We start from the raw sequence: 741 nt of genomic DNA on the forward strand, positions 1-741 counted from the left end.
GTTGGCTACTTGGGGTGGGCAATTCAATAATGGCAACGTTGACGTAATGTTTGCGCCCGCGTTGGCTTACAACACGTTTGAGTTATACAAAGGTTTGGGCGAAACTGGCGGAATTGTTGACTTCAATATTCTTTATGCTGTGATGGAAATGGTCGTCAATACTGAAACAGCCCCAGCAAATTTTGCTCACAATATGCGCCAGCATGCGCTATCTCGATTTAATGAACTCGAGAATACAGTTAAGCAGGCACACAGTGAAATTCCACAGAAGTACTGGGTGAGTCTCGATGATGTAAGAAAGTCAGAGTATGAAAACCTTTCTAAGAAGATTCGTTTAGCCTTAAGAGATGAAAAAGCCTACGACGCAAAAGCTATCTCAATATTGTGGAAGATCCGTTGTAAATTTAATCCATCTGCGACAGAATGCGCGACTCCGGAGTAGTTGCGCAGAACACTGCTCCTAGAGACCTTGTAGCTTAGTAGGAGTAGTGATGCCTTATACAGCAAAATTTGTTGATGGAAGTTTATTCGAATCACCTATCACAAAAGTCGTTTGTGTCGGGCGTAATTACGCAGAACATGCCAAAGAGCTTAATAACCCCATACCTTCTGAGCCGATTCTGTTTATTAAACCAGAGTCGGCTGTCGTCTCTTTAAGTGAACCTTTCACTATTCCAGACACAGATTGCCACTATGAGGCAGAGATTGCCGTATTGATCGGAGAGACGCTATCTAATGCAA

General features: G+C 43.0%; 2 protein-coding genes. Both read left to right on the plus strand.

The genetic code is table 11. The features are described 5' to 3' along the window. A partial coding sequence (locus tag A3766_RS30185) for a putative solute-binding protein (protein ID WP_231882814.1) occupies positions 1–442 on the plus strand: 442 nt, incomplete at its 5' end. 49 nt (positions 443–491) lie between these two features. After that, positions 492–741: fumarylacetoacetate hydrolase family protein (locus A3766_RS02340; protein WP_197479205.1), on the plus strand; the 250-nt coding region annotated here is incomplete at its 3' end.

It is taken from the genome of Oleiphilus sp. HI0132, from assembly GCF_001635845.1.